At 56.8% G+C, this 25,659-nt stretch carries 23 protein-coding genes and 5 pseudogenes; 8 read left to right on the top strand and 20 right to left on the bottom strand.

Annotated elements, in window-relative coordinates:
• Positions 1–66 precede the first annotated feature (66 nt).
• The 15 genes from ATY75_RS23955 to ATY75_RS23875 all read right to left on the bottom strand — a co-directional run bounded on the left by ATY75_RS23955 (position 67) and on the right by ATY75_RS23875 (position 15,057).
• On the bottom strand, positions 67–1,005 hold the full coding sequence (locus ATY75_RS23955; protein WP_085861401.1) for an SIR2 family protein: 939 nt from the start codon (positions 1,003–1,005) through the stop codon (positions 67–69).
• Positions 1,006–1,035: 30 nt separating this feature from the next.
• Entirely contained in the window at positions 1,036–1,248 is a 213-nt protein-coding gene (nifT, locus tag ATY75_RS23950; RefSeq protein ID WP_004678514.1) for a putative nitrogen fixation protein NifT, read from the bottom strand.
• A 4-nt stretch (positions 1,249–1,252) separates the two neighbouring features.
• A complete protein-coding gene (locus ATY75_RS23945; RefSeq protein ID WP_064823790.1) occupies positions 1,253–1,570 on the bottom strand; it encodes a nitrogen fixation protein NifZ in 318 nt (105 codons plus the stop codon).
• A 64-nt stretch (positions 1,571–1,634) separates the two neighbouring features.
• Complete coding sequence (locus tag ATY75_RS23940; protein WP_008536545.1) at positions 1,635–1,841, bottom strand: 4Fe-4S binding protein; 207 nt, start codon at positions 1,839–1,841, stop codon at positions 1,635–1,637.
• A gap of 34 nt (positions 1,842–1,875) precedes the next feature.
• Positions 1,876–3,354 (bottom strand): nitrogenase cofactor biosynthesis protein NifB, encoded by a 1,479-nt coding sequence (gene nifB, locus ATY75_RS23935; RefSeq protein WP_064823789.1) that lies wholly within the window; start codon positions 3,352–3,354, stop codon positions 1,876–1,878.
• Between the two features lie 213 nt (positions 3,355–3,567).
• Entirely contained in the window at positions 3,568–5,256 is a 1,689-nt protein-coding gene (nifA, locus tag ATY75_RS23930) for a nif-specific transcriptional activator NifA (protein WP_088939479.1), read from the bottom strand.
• A 220-nt stretch (positions 5,257–5,476) separates the two neighbouring features.
• A complete protein-coding gene (locus ATY75_RS23925) occupies positions 5,477–5,776 on the bottom strand; it encodes a ferredoxin family protein (protein WP_004678523.1) in 300 nt (99 codons plus the stop codon).
• 12 nt (positions 5,777–5,788) lie between these two features.
• Positions 5,789–7,096 carry an FAD-binding protein gene (locus tag ATY75_RS23920; RefSeq protein ID WP_004678525.1) on the bottom strand — a complete coding sequence of 436 codons (1,308 nt, stop codon included), beginning with the start codon at positions 7,094–7,096 and terminating at the stop codon, positions 5,789–5,791.
• A gap of 9 nt (positions 7,097–7,105) precedes the next feature.
• Entirely contained in the window at positions 7,106–8,215 is a 1,110-nt protein-coding gene (locus tag ATY75_RS23915; protein ID WP_085861399.1) for an electron transfer flavoprotein subunit alpha/FixB family protein, read from the bottom strand.
• A 15-nt stretch (positions 8,216–8,230) separates the two neighbouring features.
• Complete coding sequence (locus tag ATY75_RS23910) at positions 8,231–9,079, bottom strand: electron transfer flavoprotein subunit beta/FixA family protein (protein ID WP_088939478.1); 849 nt, start codon at positions 9,077–9,079, stop codon at positions 8,231–8,233.
• Between the two features lie 176 nt (positions 9,080–9,255).
• Complete coding sequence (nifW, locus tag ATY75_RS23905; RefSeq protein WP_008536550.1) at positions 9,256–9,639, bottom strand: nitrogenase stabilizing/protective protein NifW; 384 nt, start codon at positions 9,637–9,639, stop codon at positions 9,256–9,258.
• Between the two features lie 339 nt (positions 9,640–9,978).
• A complete protein-coding gene (gene nifS / locus ATY75_RS23900) occupies positions 9,979–11,175 on the bottom strand; it encodes a cysteine desulfurase NifS (protein WP_085861398.1) in 1,197 nt (398 codons plus the stop codon).
• A 969-nt stretch (positions 11,176–12,144) separates the two neighbouring features.
• The gene (locus ATY75_RS23890; RefSeq protein WP_009995752.1) at positions 12,145–12,462 is read right to left on the bottom strand and encodes an iron-sulfur cluster assembly accessory protein; all 318 of its coding nucleotides are present in this window, start codon (positions 12,460–12,462) and stop codon (positions 12,145–12,147) included.
• Positions 12,463–12,990: 528 nt separating this feature from the next.
• Complete coding sequence (gene rpoN / locus ATY75_RS23880; protein WP_004678547.1) at positions 12,991–14,442, bottom strand: RNA polymerase factor sigma-54; 1,452 nt, start codon at positions 14,440–14,442, stop codon at positions 12,991–12,993.
• Between the two features lie 75 nt (positions 14,443–14,517).
• Positions 14,518–15,057, bottom strand: coding sequence for a peroxiredoxin (locus tag ATY75_RS23875; protein ID WP_004678566.1), 540 nt, complete (start codon positions 15,055–15,057; stop codon positions 14,518–14,520).
• Between the two features lie 527 nt (positions 15,058–15,584).
• Between ATY75_RS23875 and ATY75_RS35180 the strand changes: the two are divergent.
• Both ATY75_RS35180 and ATY75_RS34150 read left to right on the top strand, forming a co-directional pair.
• Positions 15,585–15,803 (top strand): annotated as a pseudogene (locus ATY75_RS35180) (cobyrinic acid a,c-diamide synthase); the annotation flags it as partial.
• A gap of 57 nt (positions 15,804–15,860) precedes the next feature.
• Positions 15,861–15,950: pseudogene (locus ATY75_RS34150) on the top strand (L,D-transpeptidase); the annotation flags it as partial.
• Here ATY75_RS34150 and ATY75_RS23870 read toward each other — a convergent pair.
• Positions 15,940–16,656, bottom strand: a complete 717-nt coding sequence (locus ATY75_RS23870; RefSeq protein ID WP_064842863.1) for a Crp/Fnr family transcriptional regulator — start codon at positions 16,654–16,656, stop codon at positions 15,940–15,942. The pseudogene ATY75_RS34150 and the gene ATY75_RS23870 overlap by 11 nt on opposite strands.
• A gap of 446 nt (positions 16,657–17,102) precedes the next feature.
• A complete protein-coding gene (locus ATY75_RS34145; RefSeq protein WP_125461504.1) occupies positions 17,103–17,426 on the bottom strand; it encodes a hypothetical protein in 324 nt (107 codons plus the stop codon).
• 306 nt (positions 17,427–17,732) lie between these two features.
• On the opposite strand from ATY75_RS34145, the gene ATY75_RS23865 reads away from it, so the two are divergent.
• From ATY75_RS23865 to ATY75_RS35580, 5 genes and pseudogenes are all read left to right on the top strand, one after another.
• Positions 17,733–18,911, top strand: a complete 1,179-nt coding sequence (locus tag ATY75_RS23865; protein WP_010009913.1) for a cytochrome P450 — start codon at positions 17,733–17,735, stop codon at positions 18,909–18,911.
• A 20-nt stretch (positions 18,912–18,931) separates the two neighbouring features.
• Positions 18,932–19,186 (top strand): ferredoxin, encoded by a 255-nt coding sequence (locus ATY75_RS23860; RefSeq protein ID WP_004678571.1) that lies wholly within the window; start codon positions 18,932–18,934, stop codon positions 19,184–19,186.
• Positions 19,187–19,415: 229 nt separating this feature from the next.
• Positions 19,416–19,943 carry a nuclear transport factor 2 family protein gene (locus ATY75_RS23855; protein ID WP_004678573.1) on the top strand — a complete coding sequence of 176 codons (528 nt, stop codon included), beginning with the start codon at positions 19,416–19,418 and terminating at the stop codon, positions 19,941–19,943.
• Positions 19,944–19,991: 48 nt separating this feature from the next.
• A pseudogene (locus ATY75_RS35175) lies at positions 19,992–20,336 on the top strand (SDR family oxidoreductase); the annotation flags it as partial.
• A gap of 455 nt (positions 20,337–20,791) precedes the next feature.
• A complete protein-coding gene (locus ATY75_RS35580) occupies positions 20,792–21,127 on the top strand; it encodes a hypothetical protein (protein ID WP_088939483.1) in 336 nt (111 codons plus the stop codon).
• A 140-nt stretch (positions 21,128–21,267) separates the two neighbouring features.
• On the opposite strand, the pseudogene ATY75_RS23840 reads toward ATY75_RS35580, so the two are convergent.
• Both ATY75_RS23840 and speD read right to left on the bottom strand, forming a co-directional pair.
• Positions 21,268–21,555: pseudogene (locus tag ATY75_RS23840) on the bottom strand (reverse transcriptase domain-containing protein); the annotation flags it as partial.
• A gap of 410 nt (positions 21,556–21,965) precedes the next feature.
• A complete protein-coding gene (gene speD / locus ATY75_RS23835; protein ID WP_018247191.1) occupies positions 21,966–22,451 on the bottom strand; it encodes an adenosylmethionine decarboxylase in 486 nt (161 codons plus the stop codon).
• A gap of 54 nt (positions 22,452–22,505) precedes the next feature.
• On the opposite strand from speD, the pseudogene ATY75_RS23830 reads away from it, so the two are divergent.
• Positions 22,506–23,594: pseudogene (locus tag ATY75_RS23830) on the top strand (IS256 family transposase).
• 122 nt (positions 23,595–23,716) lie between these two features.
• Here ATY75_RS23830 and ATY75_RS23825 read toward each other — a convergent pair.
• On the bottom strand, positions 23,717–25,333 hold the full coding sequence (locus ATY75_RS23825) for a hypothetical protein (protein WP_245317623.1): 1,617 nt from the start codon (positions 25,331–25,333) through the stop codon (positions 23,717–23,719).
• Positions 25,334–25,659 lie beyond the last annotated feature (326 nt).

The raw sequence follows: 25,659 nt of genomic DNA, 5'->3' as shown, positions 1-25,659 counted from the left end.
CCAGCAAACGTGGGCAGTATGGCATTCGAACTTGGCAGAAACAGAACGTTTTCAATCTGCGGCACTCTAGCCGCTACAGAGATTCGAAGCGGAAGCCGTGCGGCCATGGTCACCATCCGCCTTGCTACCAAATGGTACAAGCAGAGCCGCGGCTTCGCCGATCGGCAGGTCGACCACCGTGATTCCGCTTGCTGCAAGGAAACGGCGCTCGTTTTTGGTAAGGCCTTCCGCATCAAGTACTGCAAAGTGGGGGCCGTGAGAGCGCTTGATGATCTGTCGAGCGTAGATCCGGAGCATCTGATCGTTGAAGCGGCAGCCAATGAAAAGAAAACCGCGATCTATACGCCGTTCTTTCACCATTCCAGGTATTGGCGTCTGGATATCGATTTCGGTTAGGACTTCCACGTAATCGGAATCGGACACCAGAAAGTTCGAAGCTGGTATAACACTGCCGTACGGCGCATAGAGGACCGTCTTTGGCACTGAGACGCATTCGACGTCTCTCCCGGACAGATCGTAAGTTTTTGTCCAAATGTCGCCGCCGCCGTTTGCACGCGTGACGCCCTGAATCTCGACGACATCCGTTCGACCGGTCTTCGCGAAAGCCGCACGCATTGTCCCGTCGTACCAACCGTCGACGATAAGGGAGAGCGGCAGCGTTGCGAGCCAGTCGTGGAGGGCGGTCGGCGCCACGGGTGCTCCAAATATTTCTGCCATCCAGGCCTGAAGCGTCCGGCGATGCCGTCGCTGTTCAATAAACTGCGCGACGGACCACATATTGCTGCGTATCCTGGAAGGGGCAGGTGTGCGTTCGTTGAGTGCCGCGGAGACGGCTTCCGGGGTGTCCGGTACAGGTGGTTCCGTGGATTGCAGCCGAAGGAGATCCGGGCCGAGATAGGGAACGATCCGATCTGCAGCGAGCGCTTCCTGAAGCAGCCGAAGTCTTTTTTCGGCGTCACCGTTGCGAATGATCAGGAGACGGTCCGAGGTCAAAATTTTATTCATGCTGTTTTCTCTTACCTCTCGTTTGCAGCATCAGTCCTCGTCAGGAATCTTCCTTGCGTGGACGGTGATCGGCAGAGGCGTATCCCGCGATAGCTTGGGCAAGACGAGTCTCCAGCCGTTCCTGAGAGTGATCGTGCCGCCCCACATGTCATCAGCCTCGACATCTACGATCGGCTCTTCGAGATCTTTCTTTGGTACGTAAGCCGACAAGCCGGCGCTCGTTCTCCGAATCATTATCTTCATGTCGCTATTCCTTCGTTGGGGGCCCCGCGATTTCAGCAGCGCCGCAAGCAGCGGCGTTGTCTAGACTCGTCAGTTCACGGGCACGCATGCCGACGATAGTGCCACGTTCGACCCATTCGACGGCATAGATGTAAAACTGCTGGAGAAAGGTGCCGATGTCGCGCACATAGCCTTCGTCGCCCTTCCGCACCAAATTTTCGCCAATTTTTTTGCCAGCATAGGTGCCGTCATTCTTTACGTGAAGTCTGGCCCGCACCCGCTCGCCGGGTGTAAATCGTGGAGGCCTGTGGATTTCGACCTCCTGTTCACGTCCAAGGCCCATGGGCATTCCTCCTTGCAGGATATCATTGAAGGCTTCTCCGCAGGAGCCCCGACCATGCTGAAGGTCAAATCGCAGGTGCGGCGGGGACGCAGGTCTTCGGCACGGGGCAAACCTCCGCGCATTGCTGCGTTTCGAAGGTACCCTTGCATTCGGTGCATTTTTCCGGGTCGATAACGTAGATCTCACCTTTGAACCTGATCGCACCGGAGGGGCATTCGAACTCGCAGGCACCGCACTGGGTGCATTGGGACGCTATGATCCTGAAGGCCATTTTTAAACTCCTGAAGATGTTGGATTAAGAGCGCTCACGCCGTCGCCGCTTGTGGTTCGACGCCAAACTTGGCGGCGTAGAGGGTGCCGATGGCGGTCTCGATGTAGTCATAGCAATAAGCATCCGTTGCCCGAATCCCGGCCTCCATGAGCTTAGTCTTAGGGCACTCCCCGATCTTGGCGCATAGCACGACGTCAATACCGACCAGCGCAGTTATGATGCCGTCGAGGGTGGCTTCCTCGCCCCTGCCTCCGAGGCAATACTGTTCGATCTTGCGATGCCCGACGTAGGTGATGCCTCTCGACGAAGCTTCGTATACTTGGAACTCCTTCGCATGGCCGAAGTGCTCGTTGATGCGACCGCCACCCTTTGTCGCGACCGCGACGTGGAGGGACCCATCGCCGGCTGCTTTGACTGTCTCGATTGCCTCGCTCTTGGCGGTCGCGTGATCGCCGCGTTCGCGGGCGATCACTTCCCGATAGGCCTCGCGCTTACGGGCGTCATAGGTGATCTCTCCGGGAAGCTGGTCGAGTGCGAACTCCTGGCCCCGATCATCCCCAAGCAGGCCGACGGCATCGGCCCTACACTGCCGGCAATGGCGCATTAGCTTTGCGCCGCCTTCGAGACGATCCTGGAGCGCCTTCAATTCGAGCGCCCGCGGGCCGCGCTGTCCGGTCAAGCCGTAGTAGGTGCCATGGGCCGGATCGGAAATAAGCGGCATGACGTTGTGCAGGAACGCCCCCCGCTCCTTGACCCATTTATTTACCTCGACCAGGTGTTCGTCGTTGACACCAGGAATCATCACCGAATTGACTTTGGTGATGATGCCGCACGCGGTCAGCATCTCCAGGCCCACCATTTGCCGCTCGTGCAGAATTCTCGCAGCTTCGATGCCGGTGTAACGACGGTTGCGGTAAAAGATCCAGGGATAGATCTTTGCGCCGATTTCAGGGTCAACCATGTTGATCGTAATTGTCACGTGGTCGACATTCATGTCGACAAGTTCGGCGACGTGATCCGGCAGCGCAAGCCCGTTGGTGGAGATGCACAGCTTGATGTCGTCGATCTCCCCCGCAACTCGTTCGAACGTTTCCTTTGTCTTCTTCCAGTCGTAACAGGCATCGCCCGGTCCGGCGACACCCAGCACGGAAAGCTGCGGCACTTCGTTGGCGACGGCAATGACCTTGCGCAGCGCCTGGTCTGGCGTCAACTTTTCCGAGACGACCCCAGGGCGGCTTTCGTTGGCGCAGTCATATTTACGATTGCAATAGTTGCACTGGATATTGCAGGCTGGTGCGACCGCGACATGCATGCGCGCGAAATAATGGTGAGCCTCTTCTGAATAGCAGGGGTGGTTTTTGATCTTCGCCCAGATAGCCTGGTCCACGTCGGCCGGTTTTGTGGACACGCCACATGACGAGGATGTGCAGCCACTCGGTTTCGCGGTCGCCAGCAATTGATCCAAGGATGTCGTGCTGGTCGCACTTTCAAGCGAAATCATCGGTGCGGACATTGAGTGCTCCGTTGCTAGTTGACGTCGCCTTTCAAAACGCAAAAGCCATGCCATCCCAAGGACGGGATTTGCTTTAAGAATTTGCATTTATTGCCCGATTCCGACCGTGTTCGGACACAGACTTGTCAAGCTTCCGACAGTCGACAAAAGAGTTGTCCGTAAGCCACCAAACCAGGCATTGGAGATCGAGAAGGTCCAACATCACCCAGGCGCTTAAAGCTTTTTCACCTCGATGCGATGCTGGCGTAGAGCATAGCCGACCTGACGAGGCGTAAGGCCGAGAATACGAGCCGCTTTGGCCTGAACCCATCCGGCCTTTTCCATCGCCTCGATCAACCGGTCCCGTTGCGTGAGGCGCGACTCCATTGCGGGACAACCGGAACCGTGCGGATCACAAGCCTTGACAGAAGATACCTCGTCCGACGCACCGATGCTCCCGCCCGAGCGCGGCGATGAAGTCGGCATCACATTGCTCCGGGCATGCCCATCGACGGTGATGCCGCCGGGCGACCCGTCGGTTTTCCAGAGGAGCGACGAAAGGCACTGACTGTTCTTGCAGGCAAAATCAGACGAAACGATCGAGCTTGAACGCGCAAGGGTGGCAGTCCTTCGCACGCAGTTTTCGAGTTCCCGGACGTTACCTGGGAAATAGCATTGCGACATCACCTCGATCGCCGACGACGAAAACGTCAGCTCGCGTTGGTTCTCCTTGTTGAATCGGTCAAGAAGAGCGTTCGCAAGGCGTGGAATATCGCCGGGTCGCTCTCGAAGCGGCGGCAGGACAATTGGAACTACGCTGATGCGGTAATACAGGTCGGCCCTGAATTCGGCGTTTGCAACAGCCATCTCGAGGTTCTTATTCGTGGCGCATATGAGCCGGACGTCGACCGCAAGCGTCTTGGTTCCGCCCACCCTCTCCAGTTCGCCTTCCTGCAGGACGCGCAGCAGTTTGGCTTGAAAGGCGGGCGAAATCTCGCCAATCTCGTCAAGCAGAAGCGTTCCGCCATTTGCCAGTTCGAAGCGTCCGGCGCGCTGCGCGATGGCCCCGGTGAAAGCCCCTTTTTCATGCCCAAACAGCTCCGATTCCAGGACGCCTTCGGGCAGCGCGGCGCAGTTCAATTTGACGAACGGCTTGTTTTTACGAGGGGAAAGTTCATGGATCGCCTGTGCAAAAAATTCCTTGCCGGTGCCGCTTTCGCCCCGCAGAAGCACGGTGGAATTCGTCCTCGCCACCACCGAGACGGTTTCAACCACCTGCTGGAGAGCCGGGCTATCCCCGATAATCCCGTCGATTTTGACGGGTGGATGTCGGCCCGGCGCGCCCCTTTGCGCGATGATCGGCTTCTCCGGTCTCTCTTGTTCGCCGATAGGTCGCCGACCCTCCAGGTTCAGGAAACGATGAAGCCTGATCGTCCGACTGACCAGATTGGCGACCATGGTCAGAAAGCGAACGTCCTCGTCGGCGGGGAAGGGGGCGGCGTCGTTCCTGACGCGATCGATCGATATTGTGCCAAGTATTTTATTATCGGCTTTTACCGGAACGCCAATAAAAGAAATTGGGACGGTGCCGCTGCTCCAAGGCGGTTGCGGCTCAGCCTGAAATAATTCGGACTTGCTGACATCCTTTACGATTAGGGGCATACCGGTCGTCGCGATATGGTCGATTACGGCCTTAGGTATAACGCCTCGAGCGGCTGATTGAGAGGATGAAGGGATGTCGCCAGTTGCAGCAATCTCGGGCTGACCTTCAGCGTCTAGAACAACGATTGCTCCGCATCGAATCTGCAGAAAGGAAGAGAGGACGTTCACGACGTTGGCAAGCGTAATCTCTAGCCGGGCGGGGGCAGTCAGTACCTTTGATATCTCGTAGATTCCGCTGCGCTGCGTGCCCGCTTGGCGCATAGGTCCAGCAGGTAGCGCAGATAGGGGTTCCGCTCCATCGACCGGTCGGGCGGGCATGTGGGTCATTATATGGCCTTGGGTTGTCTAACGTTTCTTATAACCCTTGCTTGCATGTATATATAGTAATTTCTAATGCCAATCTGCAACGCGCACCTCTGCAAGTTTCCGATGCGCCCGTCTGCAAACCCAAGTTGGTTCTGAATCGTGGAGTTGCAAACCTTTATCCGAACTTGAAGAGAACGCCGAAACCGCCTCTCGGATAGTTCCACTCGATATCTCCACTTGCCTCGCATAGTACGCGGCACGTGCCGCACTCCATGCACCCGTCGGCGATAACCTCCACTTGGCCCTGGTCATTCAATTCGTAGCACTTGGCCGGACAGACACTTGTGAGGGCATACAGATTTACGCTTGGCCAATCGTGTGGACGCACCCTAATATGCGGGCGTCCGGCATCGACCACGTATCGATTTTGGTAAAGCTTGTCCTCTACGCGTATGTTCGTCACTGCAACCGTCATCTCATCTCTCCTTTATCGCCACGCGCGCGCCAAGCGAACCGCGTCACCAAACAGCCCCCAGCGGGAGCGTGCCTTGATGAAGGTGCCCGTGGTCGCCCGTTCCTTGTCGATCTTCGGGGTGCCATCGACTCGCACAAAGTTCTGTGCGGCCTGCGACAGCAACCTTGGATAAGTCGTGAAGAAATTGCGGGAATTGGTGTGCAGCAGGGCAGGCATGTCCTTGTATTTCCGCAAGTCTTTGATAACGAACGACTTTTCAAGCATCGACTTGTAAAGGGAGAGGTTCTCCTTGACCATCGGCTTTTTGCGATTCTTGATCTGGACGATTGCTTCGCCGGCGATGCGCCCCGACGTCATGGCGAGGTTGGACCCCTCGCGGTGCACCGCATTATTAAGTTGTGCCGCGTCGCCGACGACGACCCAGCCGTCACCAAAAAGCTGCGGAATTGCCTTGTAACCACCTTCTGGAATGAGATGCGCCGCATATTCCTTGACTTCCGCTCCTGCGATCAGCGGCTTTACCGACGGATGGCTTTTGAATTTTTCGAGCAGATCATAAGGACTTTCCATTGTTGCCGCGAATTCGGAGACAAGGCAGCCAATGCCGATCGAGATCGATTCTTTGTTGGTGTAGAGGAAGGCAAGCCCGGCCATGTTGCGAGAGATCGTGCCAACTGCCTCGATGACGCAGCCTTCATTGGCCTTGAGGCCGAACCGCTGGTCAATTACCTCTTCGGCCAGGAAATGCATTTCCTTGACGGCGAGCGCGACAGTTTCCGGTTTTGGCGTGTCACGCAATCCAGCACGCGTGCCGAGCAGCCCATTGACGCCTTCTGCGAGAACGACCACGTCAGCAAGAATCACGTCGCCGGCGCGGTCGGTGCGAACGCCAATCACCTTGCCCTTTGGATCACGAACGAGTTCCGTCACGGTCGTCTCGCATAGAAGCGTCGCTCCGGCCTCGCGCACCTTGCGTGAAAACCATTTGTCGAATTGGGCGCGAATGACCGTGTAGCGATTGTGTCTCGACTCGTTGAAGTCGTCCGACCGGTATTGCATACCGATGTGGGACGAGTCGTCCATCATCCAGAAGCGCTGCTCGACTAAGTGCCGCTCCAGAGGCGCATCATCCCGGAAATCCGGCAGGATTTTCTCCAGCATGTCCGCGTACATGATGGCGCCCTGCACATTCTTGGAGCCCGGATACTCGCCACGCTCCAACTGCAGCACCTTCATGCCGCGGTTCGACATCGTGTAAGCAGCTGCGTTTCCGGCCATGCCGGCCCCGATAACTATGGCGTCGAAGTTTTCCTCAGTCATGGGGCGCCCTCAGTTTGCAAGCTTATCGCGACTGTGCGGCGACAGTCGATGGGTGAAGAGTTCCGTTAATGACGGCAGTAAACGGATCGCATCGGTGACGACGCCGAGGTGGGCGAAATCAAAAATCGGCGCGTTAGGATCGGTGTTGATGGCTAAAATAAGATCAGCTCCCTCGACGCCAACGCGATGCTGGATGGCGCCGGAAATGCCGGCTGCTATGTAAAGCTTCGGCCGGATAGTTTTGCCAGTTTGGCCGATCTGCCGATCAGCAGGCATCCAGCCCTTTTGGACGAGGGGGCGCGAACAGCCATAATCGGCCCCGATCGTCCGCGCGAGTTTCTTCATAAGCTTCACGTTCTCCACCGCGCCAAGACCGAGGCCTCCAGCAACCACGACGTCCGCATAGGCGAGATTCGCCGTCGCCGACTGGCCATCGGACAAGAAACCGAGGACCTTAGTGACGATCTCTTCCTCGATCATCGACACTTTGTGTTGAATGACGCGTCCGATCTTATTATTCCCGCGCGGAGGCATGGCCATGACCCTCGGCCGGACCGTTGCCATCTGCGGCCGGCAGTTGAGCGTGTAGATCGTGCAAAGCAAGGAGCCGCCGAAAGTCGGCCGGGTCGCCGCAAGCGAGCCGTCCGCATCCACATCAAGTTCAGTGCAATCCGCCGTGAGCCCTGTCAACAAGGTCGTCGCCACGGAACCGGCAAGGTCGCGCCCGAGCGTCGTTGCCCCTAAAAGAAGGATTTCCGGTTTGTAGTTAGTAACCAGATCCGTCAATGCTTTGGTGAAAGGCTCATTTCGGTAGTCGGCGAGCAGTGGGGCCTCGACGATGTAGGCCAGGTCGGCGCCATAAGCAAAAGCCTCGGCGATGGCAAACCACGTGGCCTCTCCCGGTGGTCCGAGAACGACGCCGGCAAGCTGGACGCCCAGCTTGTCGGCGAGCTTGCGGCCTTCGCCGAGCAGCTCGAAGGAGACGGAATGCACCTGATCGCGCTCCAGCTCGATGAAGACCCAAACGTGCCGATGGTCCTTAAACTGATCGGGCAGCTCTTTCTTCATGGCGGCACGGCCAGCGGCTGGAGGAGGGCTCTCTCGATTCGTGCTCAACATCGTCGCTCCTTGCCTTCATTCGCCGTCAAAGGCGAGTTCGCTTTCGAGCGCCGGCTGGCGCAAAAAGATCCCAGCGATCAACTCCTCCGCGAGATCGCGCGGTGTTTTTTCCGCGGTGTCGATCTGCTCCGCCTTTTCCGCCCGCTCAGGAGGGGCAAAGACCCTCTTAACGACGGTTGGCGAGCCACGCAGGCCGCACTTGGTGAGGTCCTCTATGCCAGCGTCGGCCGCATTCCACTTCACGATCTGGCTGCGCGCGGCCCGTAGCGCGTCATCGAGCGAGCCGCGGCGGATTTCGTTTGTGCCTTCGAGCATTGTAATTAGGCAAGGGAGCTTGCTCATTAGCGTCTGCGTGCCCCCTTCCGAGCGGCGCTCCACCGTAATCTCGCGCCCATTGATGTCGACAGAGACGATTTTGGCAACGTAGGTGAGCTGCAGGAGGTCGAGGCGCTTGGCGATGCCAGGCCCAACCTGGGCGGTATCGCCGTCGATGGTCTGTTTGCCCGTAAAGACGATATCGGGCGTACCGAAGGCCTCTCCGATCTTCGCGATGGCTCGCGAAAGAGCAAACGAGGTCGCCAGAGTGTCGGAGCCGGCAAAATGACGGTCGGTCAAGAGTACGGCGCGGTCGGCGCCGTAGGTGAGCGCCTTGCGCAACGCGTCCTCTGCCATGGGCGGCCCCATGGTGAGCACGGTCACCTCGCCGCCATGGCGGTCGCGCAACTGGAGCGCCTCTTCAAAGGCGAACAGATCATAGGGGTTGATGATGGTTGGCACCCCCTGACGCATGATTGTGTTCGTCACCGGATGCACTCGTATTTGTGCGGAGTCCGGTACCTGTTTGATACAGATAACTATGTGCATGGCGGTTTCTTACTCCCTCCCTCTATGGGTGGCGGGCTTGTCAGTACACATGCTTGCGTGCATCATTCGTGCCAACCGTTTGGCGTTCTCTATCACATTGAAATGGCTTCGATTCCGACGTTGCTAGCATATGACTGAATTGTAAGCTTCCCGACATTGTCGTGTCGCAACCGTGCTCATTTCTTTTCGAACGGCTTCAGGAAAGAGTCTAACGGGACAACGGTGCGGCCGGGTGTGACAGGTCTGTTCGGATTGTGGTCCTTGAGCACCTTGAAGACCCGGTGCGAGAGCGGCGCGGAGGTCGCGAAATCACAGTAGGCCCTTTCCAGTATGGCACGGGCACGAGCAGCGATTACCCGGTCTGGGAGATGGGAGAAGTCCTCTGCCGCGAGGTATTGGCCCATACGCTTCATGATATGGAGTCGTGAGACATCGAGAACCTTCGGGTCATAGGGGACCCCTAGGGCTGCGAAGAACTCCTCCGCAGCCGAGAGAGATTTCAGCCGATTGAGGATGTCTTTGACATCGACGGGACTGCTGTCAGCGGAGCAACGGCACATAAGATTCCCCCTGGTCGTGAGCGGTGATCGCGAGATCGTTCTCCCGTAGCTTAAGCTGCAACGTACGGAATGCGTGGTTCGACGCGGCTAGGCGCAAGGCAGTCGCGTTGCAACTGGAGTCGGCATAGGCTGGTGGTCGGATGCGATCCACCGATGGTGTCGAGAGATTGATTAAGATGATATGGCGCTGGGCCCCCTCCATGAACACGCATGGGCGGTGAACCGGCGATCTATGTGACTGAGAGCCCCGGCTTTTACCTGATCGTTCATACGATGCCGGTGCCGTCATGCAGGTCGTATCGGTGAAAAGGAATTGCCGTTTCATGAGCGTGCCTGCTCCTACTCCCCTGAACGAACCCGGCTGCTCGTGTCGGCCACGTGGCCGGAACGGGATTGGCTCCGGAGCCTTTCAACGATGCCCGGTAAAACTTCGAGCACCCGGTCGACATCCTCGTCACAGTTATCGCGCGAGAACGAGAAGCGGATTGTTCCGTGCGCCATAGCATGAGGGATATCCATTGCCCTCAAGACATGGCTCGGCTCCAGCGAACCGGAGGAGCAAGCAGAGCCGGAAGAGCAGGCGATGCCATAGCGGTTGAGAAGAAGGAGCATACTGTCTCCTTCGACACGTTGAAAGGCGATGTTCGCCGTGTTCGGCAACCTCTTAAGCCTATCGCCGGTTACGAAGGCGCCTGGAACACGCTGGACAATGCCGTTCTCCAATCGATCTCGGAGCGACTTTAATCGGGTCCTCTCGTCGTCTATTGATTTCAGGGCGAGTTCGGCAGCCTTGCCTAAACCGACAATCCCGGCCGTATTTTCTGTCCCTGCGCGTCGGTCGCGCTCCTGATGACCTCCCTTGATCAGTGAGGAGAAAGATAAGCCCCGCCTAAGATAGAGTGCACCGATGCCTTTTGGTCCATGGAATTTGTGTCCGGACAACGAAAGCATGTCGATTGCAGTAGGTTGGAGGTCCATTGGAACCTTGCCGACCGCCTGGACCGCGTCGGTGTGGAAAAGTGCACCGATTCTCTTGGCCATCTCGGCAAGCTTAGCGACCGGGAAAATGGTTCCCGTCTCGTTGTTCGCCCACATGATCGAAGCAATCGCTACACGATGAGTGAGGGCGGTCTCATAGGCGTCAAGATCGAGACGTCCATGTCGATCCACTGGGATCCTGTGTACCTTAATGCCGCGCGTCTTCTCCAGATGGCCGCAGAGTGTCAGCACCGCTGAATGCTCAACTGCGGAAGTCACGATCTCTGTGCGCTCAGGCATCACCTCCAGCGCCGAAAGGATCGCCGCATTGTCGCTTTCCGTCCCCCCCGAGGTGAACACGATCTCATGATCGAACTCGGCGCCGATCAGCGCTTGCAATTGCCGGCGCGCCTTCCTCACCGCCTCGCGGATGGAGGAGCCAAAAGCGTGCGTCGACGAAGGGTTTCCAAACTGATCCGCAAAGAACGGCAGCATGGCTTCAACCACTTCAGGATCGACTCTGGTCGTTGCATTATTGTCGAGATAGATCGCTCTCATGGGTGGATCTCGACTGAGGGGAAGCGGTGACAATGCTGCGGCGTCTTGCACATGCTGTTGTTTGCTAGCCTCGGGCAAGCAGCGCGGGGTGGAGTCGTGCGATGGCGCGTCACGCGATCTTGTTGGCATCGATAACGTCGCATAGCCGCCATCAGTAGGAAGGGAAGAACGTTGTGCGCTCGCGCCTTTTCCAACGGTTGGATTCGCCGCGGCTGCTTAACTAGATGGGTCGCCAGCTTAGCTTGTCGCTGAGAACTGAACTGTTGCAGGCTGCGGCGATTTTTAGACCCTGTCCTACGCGATTGCCGGCTACAACATCGATTTCGACCCTGCCAATTTCTCCAGGCCTCAGATTTCTGTTGTGACGGTCTGATCGTCCTCCTCTGCCGGAACGAGGCTTTCGACGACCAGTACTGTATAAACCGCTGACACGTCTTCGACGGCTTGAACGAGTGTCGTCCGTCTACTGCCAGATCTAGCGAAGTGAGCGACTTGGTCATGAAATCAAGCCTCTTGACACGCACGCGTCTTCGCTCACCTTTCCTCGGCGCGGAACTGCTTGCAGAGGGGGCGTCTCCTTTGGAATCCTGGCCCGGATGCCCGCCAAAAAATTTTGCTGCCTCAGGATAATCCGTTGATGAGCAGACCTTTTTCTCCGGCAGCAAACCGCTTAAAAAGCCTGCTGTCTCCTGACGGACGGTTTGAGGCGCTTCGGCGGGCTTTAGGGTTACGAGTTCGGCCAGCGCTGGCGAGAAGGCGGTCGCTGGGTTGGAACGCAAGGACGACGGCGTCACCAGAAACGCTTCCACCGTTGGATCGACTCCAATTATCAATTCAGGCCCTCTACCGTAGGAAACTGCCCCGGTCTCGCTGAGGGGATTTTCCTGCACGCCGTCGTTCTTCGGATTGAAAAAGGAAACCATGACCTTTTCGCAATAATTCCGCATGGCTCTCTCGCTTTCTCGGTGATCAGCCGAAGGATTTGCCGCAAGTGCAGTTCTGGTGCGCATTGGGATTGTCGAAGACAAAACCGGAGGTTTCTGGTCCCGTCACGAAGTCGATCGTCATGCCGTTGATGTGTGCTTGGGAGTCTGCGTCAACGAACACCTTGACCCCATTTGTTTCGATCACCGCGTCGCCCTGGCCCTGGACGCTTTCTAGCCCCACCAGGTATTTGTAGCCGGCGCATCCACCTGCCTCGACCGCGATGCGAAAGCCTTCCGCCTGCTCGGCTCGGGAAAGCGTTACGTTCATGATTGCGGCGGCATTCTCTGTGAGCTTGATCATGGGATGATTCCTTTTTGTTCGATGGCGCATTTTCGGATTACCGTGCATGCGTCGTGCCAAGCGGTGAGGAAGGCCAAGAGTTCGATCAGCCCGCGTGTTGTATTCCTGCGTCGTCGAACATCGGAGATCTCGAAAGCGCGCCAACTCCAGAACGTCTGCCCGCGTATCTCCGTCTATCATTTTCGGTTGAGGCTCTCGTTGCCGCCGCACCGAAATCCCAGCGGTTCGGCGAAAATGAATGGGAGGCGACAACTGCTTCTAGATTTGTCGCTTGCGCGACATAAAAATTCTGCACGAGTTTCGTGATTAACCGCTTAGCCCCTAAGCGCTTGGGCTATGGAACAGACATCTAATCTTTTCTGGAACGTCAGCTTAAGCGGCCGGAACAACTTTTGAAGCTCCCGTGACGAGGCTGCGGTCGCCAGCCCATATGAAGTCGATCCTCCATGGAGAGGACTAAGCACAATGTCACATGTGCCTCAGTTCCGCGGTTTTTGGGAAAAGGGCATCACCTACGGTACAAAGGACTTATCCCTCCGCGGCCGCCAGTACAAACCGTTTCTCCCGCCGGCGTTGCGCGGACGAGGGGATGTTCATCGCCTCGCGATATTTGGCGACTGTGCGGCGAGCAATGTCGACGCCTGTTTCCTTGAGCTTGGCAACGATGCCGTCGTCGGACAGCACATCATGGAGCGTCTCTGCGGCAATAAGTGCCCTTATCTGATGGCGCACAGCTTCGGCAGAGTGCGCGTCACCGCCTTGTGAGGACGGGATCGCGACGGTGAAAAAATACTTGAGCTCGAACACGCCGCGGGGCGTGAGAATGTATTTGTTCGACGTTACCCGACTTACAGTGGACTCGTGCATGTCGATCGCGTCAGCGATGGTCTTAAGATTGAGAGGGCGAAGATGAGCAATGCCATCTTCCAAAAAGACATCCTGGTGGCGCACGATTTCGGTCGCCACCTTAAGGATCGTCGTGGCGCGCTGATCGAGACTCCGAACCAACCAGCTCGCGCTCTGGAAGCATTCGTTGAGGAATGACTGATCTTTCGAGCTTTGGGCGGTTAGGCGAGTAACTTGCGCAAAATAGGTTTGGTTGATCAGTACCTTGGGCAAAATCTCCCGATTAAGCTCGACGTGCCATCCGCCTCCCGGCGAGGGTAGGACGAAGACGTCGGGTATGATGGATTCCGACCTTGCGGACTGGAACTGGTTTCCAGGCTTTGGGTCAAGTGCACGAATTTCGTTCAACATATCGAGAAGGTCGTCTTCATCGACCCGGCAACGTCGCTTCAGTGCTCGAAAATCGCGTCGCGCAAGCAACTCGAGATTTGCGACCAGAGCTGCCATGGCCGGGTCGAACCGGTCTCGTTGGCGCAACTGAATCTCGAGGCATTCGCCCAGACTTCGCGCAAATATGCCCGGCGGGTCAAATAGCTGCAAAGCCTCAAGAACCCGCTTCACTCCAGCCTCAGGGCTATTTAGCCTCTCTGCTAGCTCCTGAAGGTTCACTTGCAGATACCCAGTGTCATCCAGATGGTCGGCAAGCGCGCCAGCAATCAGCCGCTCCTGGGGTGTGAAGGCAGTGAGGGCGATCTGATGGGCGACATGTTCGTGCAATGTCTCAGTTGACGCGGCGAACTCATCCAGGGAAGGCCTTTCCCCCGGCGAAAGGTTGCCTGTGTCACGGATTGATTTCCAGGGACTAGACAGCTCAGGCATGTCCGTCCTGGCCGGTCCATCAACGTGGTCTTCGCGTGCGCTGATATTTGGATCATCCGCCGCAGTTGGCGATACGCCAGAAGCCCCGCCGTCATTCGACGCCAGGTCGAGAAATGGGTTCTTCTCGATTTCCTGTTCCACGAACTGATTCAGTTCGGTGTGCGCCAGCTGCAGCAAGCGAATAGACGCGATGAGCTGGGGCGTAATAACCAGCGATTGCTGCTGACGCTGATGAAGGCTTGTAAAGGACTTCATGGTTCGAGCAAAACTCCTATCATTCGGCGCAGGTGTGCACGACAAGTCGTAGCTGCTGGTCGTTGGCTTCAATGCTCATACGAAGGCTGGGGCCTTAAGGCATTTCAAAATGTTTTGCGGCGAAGAAACGCCATACGGATCGGTCGCGCAGTTGTCGCCAAAGCCTTCTTCCTCGAACCACCCCTCCACGACGCCATTATTGATCACGGCAGCGTAGCGCCAGGAGCGCAGACCGAAACCGAGATTGTCCTTGGCGACGAGCATACCCATTTTTCGAGTGAATTCTCCCGAACCGTCCGGGATAAGCTTGACATTTTTCAACCCCTGAGACTTGCCCCAAGCATTCATGACGAAGGCATCGTTGACGGAGAGACAGTAGATGTCGTCAATGCCATTCTTCTTAAACTCGACATAAAGACTCTCGAAATCAGGCAGTTGGAAGGTGGAGCAGATTGGCGTGAAGGCGCCCGGCAGCGAAAAAAGGATTACCCGCTTACCGCTGAAATAGTCGTCGGTCGTCTTGTCTTCCCAGCGGTAGGGGTTGGGACCGGATATAGACTCGTCGCGAACCCGCGTGCGAAAGGTGACAATAGGGACCTGCTTTTCCATGGTCATCAATGAAGCTCCTCTAGGAAAATTTATTTGCGGCCTCTCAGTCACGGCTAACACGAATCCGACCTCGGCCCACACGCCAGGGCAAGCAAGCGTCATGCCATTTGGCCTGAAGGAGATGGACTTGCGGTCAGCACAGGGCCTTCGTCGCCGCACTCGTGCGCTGCTCGTGCGGGCGAGCGAATTGTGAAGCCGTTGTGCCGCGCTGACGGCCGGGCGCTGTTTCGGCTACTTCCGACCGCATCTCGATCAAGGTTTCTCTGCCGCCTTTTAGAACCTTAGCATACTGCCCGCCAGTCCGGTCGCGGCGGGAAGGCGCGGGTCACGGGGTTTGAGGTTCTGCTCGTGCGTATGTCTACCCGCGCACGTTTTCTTGTTTGAAACTGCACAAGAAAGTTTGAGGTCCGACAAAAAGGGAGCGCCAGGCTCGGACCGCGCATCGAAAAATGGTGAAACGCAAACGGCTCCGATAATTTCGTCACAGAAGACGACGATGGCGGATATCCGCAGGTTGGGGGCGTGAAGAGCTCGCAGCCGCCAATATCGATCGGCTGATGCCGACCGGCACCCGGGTCGCGCTATGTAGCCTTTGGCCTACGAGCATTTGTTGCTCGGCTGACGTCGCCGCGGAGCTGATATTTTGTTCCATTCACCACTCACCGCTCAGCTCGCTGGCGACGTGCTGGGCGCCCGGCGCCGATGGCGACGCCACCCACCTGCCCGGCGGCTATCCCGAGCTGCAAGCCGGCGGCTCCGGGACTAGAAGTTTTCTCGCCCGGAATGCTCGATGTGGTAGCGCCCGGCACGTCCGTCTGCATCCCGACAATGCCGCCTAGTTTTTTACGCTGGCGCGCCAGGCTGGCCTTTCCAATACGCGGGTGGTAATTACCCGCTGATTTTCTTTGCGAGCGCATCCATGTCGGGCACGGTGATATGCCGGATGTTCTCGATGCGGATGACGCCCTCTTTGCGAAGCCGGGTCAACTGGCGGCTGACGGTTTCGATCGTCAGCCCGAGAAAGTCGGCAATCTCGGCACGCGATAGCGGCAGATCGAAGGCAGTGCTCGTCGCCGTCTCGGCGTGGGCGGCAATGAGGTGGAGCAGGCTTGCGACCTTCTCCTCGGCGGTCCGCCGGCCGAGCGTCAGCATCCATTCGCGCGCGGCATCCAGCTCGTTCAGCGCCTGAGCGTGCAGGCTACGCTGCAATTCCCTAGTCTCCAATATCATGCGTTCGAGCAAATTGCGGGGGAACACGCAGATCTCCGCATCGGTCGCGGCCTCGGCCGACAGCGTGCTTTCGCGCACGAAGGGGCGGCCGACGAAATCGGGGGCGAATTGCAGGCCAACGATCTGCTGGCGCCCGTCCGACATCACCTTGCAGAGCTTCACCACGCCGCGCGTGATGTTCGAATAGAAAGAGTTTTCCGATCCTTGTGCAATGATCTCGCAGCCTGCGTCGACCTTGCGGCGCAGCGAGTGGCGGCCAAGTTCGCTAAGCTGGCCAGCCGACAAGGCGCCGCAAACGACGCCGTGCCGCGCCTGGCAGGAACGGCAAGCGACGGAAGTGCTAATCACGAGAACCTCACTGCGTGCGACGTCCATGTCCTGATCCCTTCGAAAACCGCCTATGCCGGACATGCCCGAGACGACCACGCGGCCGTTGCGACTTCGGCTATCCCTATTTCTTCCAGCGCGTCTTTGATGGCTATCAATTTCATCGGGATTGCGATTTGATCCAGATCAAATCTCCGTACCCACGCTCTTGCCGTGCCAGGCAGGGCAGTTTTGTGGATTTGTTTCGGACGGCATTTTCGGCCGGCCGCTTGAGCGGGCTTTCTGCGGCCATCGCCTTCCGTCTCGGCGGACGGTAGGCCACCATATCCATTGCTGTCAGGCAACACCCAATCGGCAGATTGCCGCCGACTCTTAGGGTGGTGTCGTCGGGCTGGTAGAACTGACATTCAGGACAAAGGAGTAGCACGCTTCGAGCTGTTCCCGGAATTCCGCCGCTAGCTCGATGCAACAATTCAAAGCTACCCACCCTCAAGCTATCCCACTGCATCGCAGTACATCAGGACATTCGTTACTCGTCGCGCTGTCTCTGGCCCCCGGCTGTGGTGGCTGGAAAAAAGTCGCACCTGAATAGATGGCATCCGGCACCTGATGTCGGGTTTTGTTAGATACGCGACACGGCCTTGATCAGCCAATCTTTGTTCTGCCTTGAGCCAAAGCGCTGAAAGGCAATTGAAAAATTTCTTTCCGGCCAAATCAATCAAATTGGCATGAACTTTGAAGTTCTTCTTGCGGGGCGGCAAGGACTGTCGGCCGGTTTCTTTGGTGACCGCCATGGAGCGGAGGAAATCAAAATGCATCTGTGCTCAGAACGCATTTACCGGAAGAGAGGTACCCGTGAAAATCCGATGTCGACCGGAAGGGCGGGCGAGGCATCCAAGAAATTTCGACTTCGGCCAACAAAGCAGCGTGGATTTCAAGCCGCACGGCGATCTGATCGCTGCATCGCATGTCATTGGCGCCTCGCGCTGCTGAGATTGGAAATCTGGCGCTCAACGATTTTGCTCGCTCCCTCTCCGAGGAGAATTCGTTCTCGGCGAAGGGGCTTTGATGACAGGAGAAAAGCAGTGGCTACCATTAGGGTTCCAGAACATGTCCCTCCCGAAATGGTGAAGGACTTCAGCCTGTTCACGTCGCCCGGCATGGAGCGCATGCCAAATGGGGATCCGCACGCAGCTGTCGCTTGCCTCCATAATGGACCGAGAATCTTTTATTCTCCCTGCAATACGCGCGATGGCCGAGGTACCTGGGTCATCGTTCGCGCTCAGGACCAACGCAAATTGCTGCAGGACACCGGAACCTTTTCCAGCCATCGGAGCCTTTTCGCCTCGGCGCTTGGCGAAAACTGGCCGCTGATCCCGCTTGAACTCGACCCCCCGGCTCACAGCGTGTTTCGCTCACTTCTCAATCCGCTGCTTTCGCCCAGGCGGATAATGGAGCTTGAACCGGCGGTCCGTGATCGGGCGATTGCGTTGATTTCCAAGATTTCCGCGTCGAGCACAAGCTGCGACATCTTGACGGACTTCGCCTTTCCTTTTGCGGTTAGTATCTTCCTCCGTTTGCTCGGCTTATCCGATGAGCGCCTCAATACATTCGTGGGCTGGGGGAAGGACCTGCTCCACGGCGACGGCATCAGACGAACCGCAGCCGCCCGAACAATTTTGGCGTTCATCGATGAACTTGCAGCGATGCGCCGCAAAGAACCGGCCGACGATTTCATGACCTTCGTCGTGCAGGCAAAGGTCGACGGCCGCCTGTTGAGAGACCAGGAAATCCATGGAATAGGCGTGCTTCTATTCGTCGCGGGACTGGACACCGTGGCAACGGCGATCGGCTTTGACCTGGCCTATCTCGCGCGCAATCCGACAGAACAGGAATTGCTGCGGAGCAAACCGGATCGAATTGTGCTCGCAGCCGAAGAACTGCTTCGCGCCTATTCGACCGTGCAGATGATCCGTGTGGCGACGAAAGATATCAATTTCGAAGGCGCGCCGATCCGTAAGGGGGACTACATTTCCTGCGCCACGATGATTGCCAATCGTGATCCGGTGGAATTCGAAAATCCGAACACGATCGATTTGGCACGAGAAGACAATCGCCACACCGCTTTTGCGTACGGTCCCCATCGCTGTCTTGGATCACACCTTGCCCGGCGAGAGATCGTCATCGGCCTGGAGGAGTGGCTGTCGCGCATCCCTGACTTCCGTATCAAGGATGGTACGGCGCCCATCACCTATGGGGGCCACGTGTTTGGAATGGAGAATTTGATCCTGGACTGGTCCTGATAATTGAGAGGAGGCAAGACATGGAGTACCGTATGCGCGTCATAGTGCACACTTCCAAATGCCAAGGTCATGCAAGATGCTGGGCCCAAGCGCCCGAAATATTCAATCTTGACGACGAGGGATACATACTGCCCGGTGCAATCGATGTCGAGGAGAGGGACGAACTGTTCGCGTCGCGAGGCGCTCGATCCTGCCCTGAACGTGCGCTGGAGATAGATTGCGTTTCGGATGCGTTGCTCGATCGCCTTTTGTTCAACCAACATTGTGGGGGTTGAAACGCAACGCAACTGGTGCATGACGGCGCCGTCGCTGTCCAAACACCTTACCCGCAGCTCTCCCATTGGTGTCTACTTCTAAGGGCAGTTGTTTACATGCATGCCTAAGCAGAGGGAGGGTTTTTCCTTACGTCAGCCGAGCAGTTGAAAGCTGGCTGCGTCACTGGATGGGTAAGCGCCCCGATATCAGATGTGCGACAAGCGATGAAACACAAAAAAAATTACCGAATTGCTCGACCGCGAGGCGCTCCGCGACTGCCTCTATCGGTATTGCCGCGGGATAGACCGCGCCGATGAAAGGGCGCTGCGCAGTTCCTACTGGCCCGATGCACGTGACAATCACGGGACCTATTCCGGTTCGGCCGAGGGCTTCATCGAGTTCGCCCTTGGTGTCTTCAAGACCGGACCGCGCAACATCCATCAAATCACGAACATTCTGATTGAGTTCAGCAGCCCGGAAAAAGCCGCCGTCGAAAGTTACTTCGCCGCACTGCAACGCGCACCGAACAAGGCCGGAACGCTAAGTCAGGCCCTGATCTGCGGCCGCTATTGCGATCTGTTCCTGAAAAAGGGAGGGGATTGGAGAATTGCCGAACGGACGGTGGTCTATGATCTAGTCGAGGAGCAGATCTTGGCCGCGGCATCCGAGACTGAGCAGTTCGGCCACCGGCAGCCGATCGGAGCATCATGTCCCGATGACCCCGTCTACGCATTTAGGAAGACTGCATTCCTTCAAGAGGGTGAAAGTGAGACTTGATCGATCAGGATTCAGCCTCGAGATCGTCAACGTTGGTCAGGGAACTTTTACGTGCGCATGCCGATGGTTTCGGAACTTGAACGCGCGGGCAAGATAGACCTCACCGCGGTGCGCAGCCGGGTGCCAATGGGTCGCGTGGCGCGTTCAGACGAAATTGCCCGAGCGGTGCGCTTTCTCGCCAGCGCGCAAGCGTCACCGGGTCTGTGTTGACCGTCGACGGTGGCTGGAGATCGTTTAATAACCGGTAGGCGCACCCGCCATGCCCGGGACGCCACGAGCCGAACTCTTCCCTCCTGCCGAGCACTCCACCGCGCGCATTGCGCTTGTCATGGCGGGGCGGACTGCATAGGCGCTGCCGTTGTGCGCCGCTTTGCGGAAAACGGCGACGCGCTTACCAGAACACTGCCGGAGCTGCTCGGAGTTTTCTCCCTCGTCTGCGGTTGATTGGCGCGCATGCGGCGCTGCCGATTTGTTGAAACGCGACGCGATATTGTTCGGGCGCTGTTGATGCAGTTGCATTTAGGCTCCGAGCAAATAGGAAAACTTTTCCTAGGCTCTTTTTGCAGCTGGCACGATTTTTGGATCTACCACATGCCGAGAGATTGGAGTTTTGTTTATCAGCAATGGGCGCCGAGTCGACCGTAATGGTGAAGTGGGGCTTCATACGACCGTATGGGCCTCCCGAAGCCGCCTTATACTTCTTGACAAGCTGGAAAATCGCCAGCGATGGGTTGGGCCATTTGAAAGGCTCGAAGAGGAGGAAAAGAGCATGAACGGCGTTATGTTTCGGACCGTCCACCGCGGTTCTGCCATTGGCGAAGAAGACGTCAAACTGCAACAAGGGCGACGTGTGTCTGTCCCGGCTGCAAATTCAGGTGCGATGTCGCCCCACGTACCGAGTGAGGTCGCTCGTGCACTACTTTAAGCCGTTATTAAAGCGTTCTCATCAGGTGTTTGTAGCCGACGACGGGAGTATCTGGATCGGGAAGGAATCCCAGAAATCAAGAAAGATCATCCAATCTCCTCCGCCTTGGGTCGCCGGTTTGGTTTCGAAACTGGACGGCGAGCATACACTACCAAGGATACTGAGCGAGCTTAAATCAGAACGGTATGACGTCACCAAATGCGACGTTCACGATTTCGTCTCTGCCCTTGCTAGCTGTGGCCTCATTGAAGAGAGCTGAGCCACTTAAGTTGGAGACTGGGGTCAATCGGGCAATGGTTGCCCCATGTCCGGCCGCGGCGTTGGAACTGGCTAAAAGGGTTTCTCATCAAGGGCGATCACGCAACGAGCGTTCGACGACAAAATGGGGTTTCGATTAAAGAGATCATGCGGAAGATTGTCGAACAGCCCTTTGATGTCGAATTCCAGAACCCAATCGTACTTCCAGCACCGCTGACGCGTTACCCCAACGGCATCCAAAGCCGACTTCATCGGCCTGTAGCCATAGGAGTCTGGCAAGAAGAGCGGCTCTAAATCCGGCTCAATCATCTGCTTGACCACCATCTGCGCGATCCGATCACTGACCGTCGGCACACCCAAAACCCTTTCGCCTCCGGTCTTCTTTGGAATGGAGACGACGCGCACCGGCGGCGGAAAGTAAGCCCCAGCCACCACGGCTCTTTACCGCAGCAGCTCGGACTGGTTTGAGACCCGCTCCTGAAAGCCGATCCCGGAGGGCCATCCTCCATCATTCACGCAGCTTCACGTTACGGGGTTAGCTCATACTGAACTCCTTCCGTGCCTCTGCAGCACACTTTCGTCGATGAAGATCAGCTGTTCTGGATCGAGATTCAGTTGGCCGTCGAACCAGACACGCCGGCGCTTTAGGACATCCGGCTGGTTCCGCAAAGCCAATTTTTTCGCCGATGCCAAGCTCGACGAATACCTCAAAGCCCTTTTCTGTGTAGTACGGCACTTCATTCGGCACGATCATAGTGCGGAATTCAGAAGGGCTTTTTTCGCGCACGAAAACGATTTGTCTAGACATGTTCCGCCTCGATTTCGGAGAATACTTTCGGTTAAAGCGCTTCCACAATATTTGGATGCGTTATTCTTGTTCCAAGAAGACGCTTGTGCTCGCTAATATCGATCCGGGATGGACGAAATACGTCGCGCAACGCGGTGATACTCGCGTACGGGTCTAGCGAACCACAAAAAAATACGTCTATCGCGACCATGCGTTCTTCGTGCCAGGTATTTACGCAAATGTGCGATTCAGCGAGAATTGCGAAGCCCGTGACGCCCCCATCTTCGCTATATTTTCTATAACTCGATTCCAACATCGTTGCGCGGCAGTCATGAACGGCTTGCGCTACCGCCGCCTCAATCGCTTCAGCATTTCCCGTATTTTCTGCATCCCACATATCGATAAAGAGATGGGTTCCGGCGCATACTCGGTCTGAGCTAGGGTAATTTATTCCGCCTTTAGGCGCTCCGTTCAGCATATATATGCTCCGCTTCTTGATCGTGTCCAATGGAGTGGTGTAACTGGATTTCATAGCCATCGGTGATTTCCGGTAGGGTCGGGTTGCTTAGAGCCAACCTGAGGGACACCACCGATGACCGACGACATGATGAACCTGCGCTCACTCGTTGAGAAGAGCGCCGATGCCGATTTGCTGCGCGAGATGATCGGCTTTACTGCCGAGAAGCTGATGGCGCTGGAGGTCGGCACGAAGACCGGCGCGGGCTATGGCGAGAAGAATGGCTTCCGACTTGCCCAGCGTAACGGCTATCGCGACCGGGATTGGGAGACACGGGCGGGCACCGTCGAGCTGCGCATTCCCAAGCTTCGCACAGGCAGCTATTTCCCGAGCTTTCTCGAACCACGCCGGATGGCCGAGAAGGCCCTGACTGCGGTCATCGAAGAAGCCTATATCCAAGGCGTTTCGACCCGATCCGTCGATGACCTCGTCAAGGCCATGGGCATGAGCGGCATCTCCAAAAGCCAGGTATCCCGGCTGTGCGAAGAAATCGGTGAGAAGGTGAAGGTCTTCCTCGACAGGCCCATCGAAGGAGAATGGCCCTACCTGTGGATCGATGCGACCTCCCTCAAGGTTCGGCGCGGTGGTCGTATTGTCTCCGTCGCCGTAATCATCGCCGTCGGCGTCAACACCGACGGTCGACGCGAGGTGCTCGGCACGTCCGAGGCCGAGGCGACCTGGACGGAGTTTCTTCGAAAGCTGACCAGGCGGGGTCTGCGTGGCGTGAAGCTCGTTGTCTCCGATGCGCATGAGGGCATCAAGGCCGCAGTATCGAAGGTGCTCTCCGCCACCTGGCAGCGCTGCAGGGTCCACTTCATGCGCAATACCTTGGCCCATGCTGGAAAGAGCGGACGCCGAGTTTTCTCCGCCTTCATTGCCACGGCCTTCGCTCAGGACACGCCGGAGGCGGCAAGCACTCAGTGGCGCAACGTCGCCGACCAGATCAGGCCAAAGGTACCGAAGCTCGCCAGTCTTATGAACAGCGCCGAGCAAGACGTGCTCGCCTACATGTCCCAAGCAGCATTGGGCCAAACTTCACTCGACCAACCCGATTGAGCGATTGAACGGCGAGATCAAGCGGCGGACAGAGGTCGTCGGCATCTTCCCCAACGACGACGCCATCGTGCGCCTGGTCGGTGCGCTGCTGCTCGAACAGAACGATGAATGGGCCGTCCAGCGATCCCGCTACATGACACTTGAGACAATCGCCACAATGAGCGATGATCCCCTCATCAGCCTGCCAGCAGCAAGCTGACACTCATCCGGCTGGGATGAGCCGTGGTCGTCTAAGCTCCACCACGTCCTGGGACATGATCCGCTTCTTGCTTTTGCATTGGGTGTGCAGGCGGCATAGCCATGATCTCCGTGGTGGCTTGGAGAATATCCTTTACGGAGGCTTCGTCTGGGCTTGTACCGCCGGCAATTGGATAGATCTCAGAGGACTCGCCAAAATTCCTTAACAACGACAGCATGGGACCGGGCGACACCGCCCAATCCAAATAGGTATATTCATTCCCCTGAACCGTGTTTCTCAAAGGGTGTTGGACGGCCCAGTTCATGCTGATTGTGATCAGAGAGCCCGTTTTCCGCCAGCTTTCTAAGGCCGAAAACAATTGCTGCCTTTCAGCAGCTCCCTCGCCCATGCCAAATAGGAGGGATACCCCAACCTTGATTCCGGCTTCGGACAAGATCTCAACTGCTTTGTCCCCGCGTTCCATCCACGAACCCTTCTTGGTGGCGATGTTCTTGTGAAGACCTCCAACAAGTTCTGGGCGCGGTGTCTCGACCCCGATGAAAAGATATTCCAGGCCCATGCGGCCTAGTCTTCGTGCAAGGGCTGGGTTATTGACAATTTGGTCAATGGTCGCTTGTCCGCCAAGCCGCACAGGATTTTCGAGTGGGTCGAATACCTTTTCAAACTGGGCTACGAGGGCCGAATTCCATCCAAGAAGAGTTGAGTCTTCAATGAACGCCGAGACAGGAAAGTTTTCGCCGTAATCTGCCTTGACTACGCGGCGGGCTGCTGCGAGTTGGCCGCATAACCGGTGGGGGCTTATCTTGAACTGTCGAGGAGGCCCGACAACGCTGATCCTCTCACTGCAGAAGATACAATCATAGATACAGCCACGCCCGATGTCGCTGAAGACGTGCGCGGTAGGCGCGCCACCAAACACGTCAAAGCTCGTTGTAATTCCGAACATTTCGGCTGGGGATGGCATCCCATTATAATCGAGCGGCATGCCCGAAGAGCACACAGTGTGGACCTGATCGTCCATGATTGTGCCGGCGATCCAGTGCCCCGGGGTGGTCGTCAGGTGGCCCAATGAGAATTTCGCCTGCCTTGGCGAAAAACCTCTTGCTTCCAAGGAAGCTACGACGCACCCAATTTCCGCGATGAAGTGTTCACCATCTCCGGAGAGCACGATGTCGAAACAGCTGGAAACTTTTCCGTCAGCAATTAGCCGCAGAGGGGACGCTAGATGATGTCTTACACGATTTTCGTCATCCCGATATATTGTTTCGGTGGCGTGGCGACCGCCAAGAACGATACAAACGTCATCGCCTAGAAACTCTCTGATGTATTTCGCTGTCTCAATCGCACCACGGAAGCATATCGACATCGCTCCTATGAGAACTAAATTGGGCCGGACCCGGACTAATAGCGGCGTTAGCCTTCGCTGCACATCGTCCATGTCAGATAGCAGAAGCGTTGATTGTCGCCTGTCACTCCTGGTGCCGCGCCAATTGCTTTCGCCCCATGCACCTTCCGCCTTGGATGCCAGTGACGCAGCATATCTGCAGGCATTGTAGAGGCTTGCCGGATCGGCGCTTGATAATGCCATTTCGCCCGCCTCGCCGTGAGAAAACTGGGGAGCAGAACACGCGATTACACGTAAGCCCACGGGCTTCCTCCACTATCTGTAATATTTTTTGAAATGATTCGGGCGGTTAAGCGATCTTTTCTCCGGTATTAGACTCGGTCGTATCCGATGGCATAAGTATTGATACAACAAATATGGCTAGTATAACCGCGAAGCACGCAGAATACACCAAGTGGTAATGCCCGGTATATTTGATAATCCGTCCTCCGCCGAAATTGCCTAAGAGCCCGATTTAAAAGAAGTTGAGCGATAACAGGCAGTTGTGATTCCCTATTGGTGCTAAATCAAATGGGGTTTCGATGAGCTGGACTGCTATCGCTCGCCGTGAGCATAACCGAGACGTGCTT

This window comes from Rhizobium sp. N122 (genome assembly GCF_002211295.1).
In the GTDB taxonomy this organism is placed as follows: Bacteria; Pseudomonadota; Alphaproteobacteria; order Rhizobiales; family Rhizobiaceae; genus Rhizobium.
This window is presented reverse-complemented; position numbering and strand designations above follow the sequence as displayed.